The organism is Streptomyces echinatus, from assembly GCF_014203595.1.
Lineage (GTDB): Bacteria > Actinomycetota > Actinomycetes > Streptomycetales > Streptomycetaceae > Streptomyces > Streptomyces echinatus.
In genome coordinates this window covers 1-4,230 of the sequence record NZ_JACHJK010000039.1, presented here as the reverse complement: position 1 = coordinate 4,230, position 4,230 = coordinate 1, and the positions used below count along the sequence as shown (strand labels likewise).

Annotated in this window: 1 protein-coding gene and 1 CRISPR repeat array; the gene reads right to left on the bottom strand. The window is 70.0% G+C overall.

The genetic code is table 11. From position 1 onward, the window contains the following. Window positions 1-29: 29 nt before the first annotated feature. Window positions 30-1,217: a CRISPR direct-repeat array (repeat unit 29 nt; unit sequence GTCTTCTCCGCGCGAGCGGAGGTGAGCCG). Beyond that, window positions 1,218-3,737, bottom strand: coding sequence for a DEAD/DEAH box helicase (locus tag FHS34_RS41575; protein ID WP_184976070.1), 2,520 nt, complete (start codon window positions 3,735-3,737; stop codon window positions 1,218-1,220). Window positions 3,738-4,230 lie beyond the last annotated feature (493 nt).

The following is a 4,230-nucleotide window of genomic DNA, read 5'->3' as shown; positions in this document are numbered from 1 at the left end:
CCGAGATCTCCGGGCTTCGCTTCGGACTCGTCTTCTCCGCGCGAGCGGAGGTGAGCCGTTGGTGGTGCCGTCGGGGTGGGCGATGCCGACCTCTTCTCCGCGCGAGCGGAGGTGAGCCGAACTTCTGGCTCCGCAAGATGGAGCGCCAGTAGTCTTCTCCGCGCGAGCGGAGGTGAGCCGTAGCTGGCCATGCCGTCGACGGGTGCCGCGGCGTCTTCTCCGCGCGAGCGGAGGTGAGCCGCCCAAGCCGATGGTTGAAGAGACGGCAGCAGAGTCTTCTCCGCGCGAGCGGAGGTGAGCCGCCGGCGAGGCTCCCCCTCCTGACTGACCAGTTGTCTTCTCCGCGCGAGCGGAGGTGAGCCGTGGGGCCAGGGCCTGGAGATGTGCTGCGGGCGGTCTTCTCCGCGCGAGCGGAGGTGAGCCGACGTGCCGCAGGTCGTGGACCCGCGGCCACCAGTCTTCTCCGCGCGAGCGGAGGTGAGCCGGACGCGGCGCAGCACTGGCCCGCCTACACCATGTCTTCTCCGCGCGAGCGGAGGTGAGCCGAAGTCGGACGTCCTGGGCGGCCTCACCATCAGGTCTTCTCCGCGCGAGCGGAGGTGAGCCGGCGGCGTTGGCGGAGCGTGAAGGCTCCAACACGTCTTCTCCGCGCGAGCGGAGGTGAGCCGTCGATCCTCGGACCGGACCAGGGGCAGATCCTGTCTTCTCCGCGCGAGCGGCGGTGAGCCGGCGAAGTTCGGGTGGTCGCGTTGGATGACCTCGTCGTCTCCGCGCGAGCGGAGGTGAGCCGACGGGCACCATCAGCGCCAGCACCCAGATCACGTCTTCTCCGCGCGAGCGGAGGTGAGCCGGGCTTGGCGCCTTCGGGCAGGTCGTCGAGGGTGTCTTCTTCGCGCGAGCGGAGGTGAGCCGGTGATGGCCGACAACGCCCGCGCCTTCGACGGGTCTTCTCCGCGCGAGCGGAGGTGAGCCGAGCTGGGTGCCGTCGGAGGCGGTGGCGGTGCCGTCTTCTCCGCGCGAGCGGAGGTGAGCCGACCGGACCGAGGTCACCAGCCACGCCGCCCTCGTCTTCTCCGCGCGAGCGGAGGTGAGCCGACCGGACCGAGGTCACCAGCCACGCCGCCCTCGTCTTCTCCGCGCGAGCGGAGGTGAGCCGGCCGGCCTTCGGGCGGGGCTGGGGGTGGGTTTGTCTTCTCCCCGCGAGCGGAGGTGAGCCATCACCCTCTTCCCACGCTGCTCTTGAGTGCCTGCTGCGCCCAGTGGAGTCCGAGGGCGGCGAGCTGCTGGAGTTGTGCCGGGCTGAGCTTGGCTCGTCGGGTTTTGGTGTTGGACAGGAACACCCCCAGCTTCACCGCGTGTTCCTCGCCGTCGATGGTGATCGTTTCGACGTGTGCGCGGCTGATGGGCCCGACGGTGCCGGTGCGCTGGCGGTATTGGGTGAGTGCTGCGCAGCCTCGCTCGAAGGCCGCAGAACCGCCTCTGGACGCCTTCTTGGGTGCTTCCTGCTGTGGGGGCAGGGGTGTGACGCCGAGCGCCGTCAGCCGCTCGCGCTGTCCGGCGGTGAGGGTCTGCCACACCACGTGTTCCCGCTGCCGCTTCAGCCACCGCCCCACGTCCGTGCCGCCGGCCGTGACGCCCGGGACGATGTCGGCCGCCTTGGCGCCGAGGGACACCAGCCGCTCGACCGCGGCGTAGCTGCGCTGCCAGTCCACCGGCCACGCGGGGCGCCAGTCCGGGTCGATCTGTGCCAGCTGCGCCGCACGCCGCGCTGCCCGTTCTGGGTCCTTGCCGAGGCCGCCTTCCTTGCGGCAGTTGGCCAGCCACTGTCCGACCGGCTTGTCCAGCGCGGTGGCGGTGACGGGGGCGGCCAGGGTGCCGGTCTGGGCGTAGTAGGCGCGGGCGGCGGCGAGGTTCTCTTCCCATGCTGCTTCGGTGGGGTCCCAGACCATGCCGAGCGTGTCGAGGTCCTCGGCTCGCTGGGTGGCCAGTCCGCCTGCCTGGTAGGTCCGGCGCTGGTCGGCCAGCCACCTGCCGAGCGGGAAGGAGTGTCCGTTCGGCATCAGCTCGCGGTGCTCGTACGGCACGGTCAGGTGCCCGGTCCGCTGCCGGTAGGCGACCGCGGCCCGGTGCCCGGCCTTCCAGTTGGCGTGTTCCGGCTCCAGCAGGTTGTACCGGACCAGGCGTGCGATCAGGGCGGGGTCGCGGTGCGTGCCGAACCGCAGCAGTGCCCGCTGGTCCTCCTCGCCCTCCTCCGGCGCCTCGCCCAGGTACGACGGACCGGGACCCTCCGTGGGGGAGTTCTCCTGCGGCACCGCCAGCATTTCCACGGCCCGCTCGTCGTGTGCCCGAAGCCCGGACAGCACTTTGATCAAAGGCCGGTAGGAAATCGAATACGGCATTTCCTCTTCGGTCTCGTCCGGCCGCAGGAAAATCGGCACGACCAGCGTCGCCAGCTTTCCCTGACCGGGTTTCTGCCGCAAAGCACGCCCGATGGCCTGCACAATATCCACCGCCGACCCCTTCGGGTCGATCAGCGCAACAGAGTCCACCGCCGGCACATCCACCCCTTCCCCCAACACCCGGCAGTTGGAGAGCACCGCCCGCCCGGCCCGCGCCCCGAACCGGGCCAGCCTCTCTGCCCGCACGTCCGGATCGTGCTCACCCGACAGCCACCCCGCCCACACCGCCGGCGGGTGCCGCTCCGGGTCCTCGGCATGCAGACGCCGCACGGCCCGCTCCAGGCCCTCGGCGAAGGCACGCGCCTCGATCGTGCGGTGATGGAAGGTGATGCACCGGCTCAGGCCATGGCTGGCCATCGTCTCCAAAAGCGCCGCCTGGAGCACCGCGAGACGCTCCCCGCGCACCGACTCCTCATGCCGCTCCTCCCCGTACAGCCGCTGCGGCGTCAGGCTCTCGTCCCGCAGCTCGGCCACCACGATCTGATACCGCGCAAGCAACCCCCGCGCGATCGCCTCCGACAGGTCCAGCTCGTACAGAACCGGCCCGTAGATCGCCTCATCGTCCATGGAGCAGGCCAGCTCCTCGGGCAGCGCCTCCACCACTGCCGGCGCACCCCCCGCGGCCGGCAGGCCCTCCGGCGCCGACGCACCCTCGGCCTCCCGCCGCCACCGCCGCCGCGGCGGCTGCTCCTGCCAGATACGCGGCGTCGCCGTCATGTACAGCCGCCGCATCGACGGCAACGCCTCCTGATCATGAACCGCCGCCCACGCCTTCGCGAACGAACCGCTCGTGCGGTGCGCCTCATCCACCAAGATCAGGTCCCACACATCCATCGGCAGGCCGTACTCGCCCTCGTGCGCCTCGATCAGCACCGGCAGGGACGCGTACGTCGCGTACACCGTCACCGGCCCCCGCCCGTGCCACAGACCAAGCTGCGGCGCACTCGTCGTGGACCGCACACCGAGCGAGTACAGCCGCGGGTCATCGTCCATCGAGCACACCGCGACCGCCGGACCCTTGTGCCCGAAAGCCCGCCACTCACGGACCGTCTGTGCCAGCAGATCCAGGGTCGGCACCAGGACCAGGACGCGCCCCTCGGGCACCAGCCGCTGTACGGCAGCCGCCCCGATGAACGTTTTCCCGGTACCGCACGCACTCACCACCGTGCCGCGCAATCCCTGCGGCGGAATCTGTTCACCGGGCGGAATATCAAGACCCCGCACGATGGCATCAACCGCTTCGACCTGATGCGGACGGAGGGTGAATTGATCCGTCATGCGCACGCGTCTCCGATCGTGAGGAGAGGAGGTGTGGATCTGTTCGTGATTCTACCCGGTGCATCAGTTGATGCACAGCCGGGGTGAACCGGTACATCAGTTCGGCTGAGACCCGGCCCCTGGTGTCAGTCATGTGCTAGGGTCGCCTCCGGTCACCCGCATTCGACCGGCGGCGGGACGAGGGTTCCCGGGTCTCGCCCGTGGAAGTGATGTGCTGTCAGGTGACATCGGCTCAGGTGTCCACACCGATTCTGACGGTCCCTCGGCACCCACGGCCGGCCACGGGTGGGGGGTGCTCCTCGGTTCGTGATCCCACCTGGCAGCAGAGTTGATGCACCCGCCCCCCTCGCGCTGCTGCCCGGACGCCCCCGCCCGGGGAGCGCAGCGGACCGGGCAACGGATTGGAGCGCAGCGGAAATCCGAATTCCCGCAACGCGGGAATTCCTAAACACGCGGAGCGGGTTTAGAGGAAAACGCGCAGCGTTTTCCCAGA

What these genes read in the sequence shown, in the direction of transcription:
- FHS34_RS41575 (WP_184976070.1), bottom strand. Translation starts at nt 3,737, where the DNA reads ATGACGGATCAATTCACCCTCCGTCCGCATCAGGTCGAAGCGGTTGAT.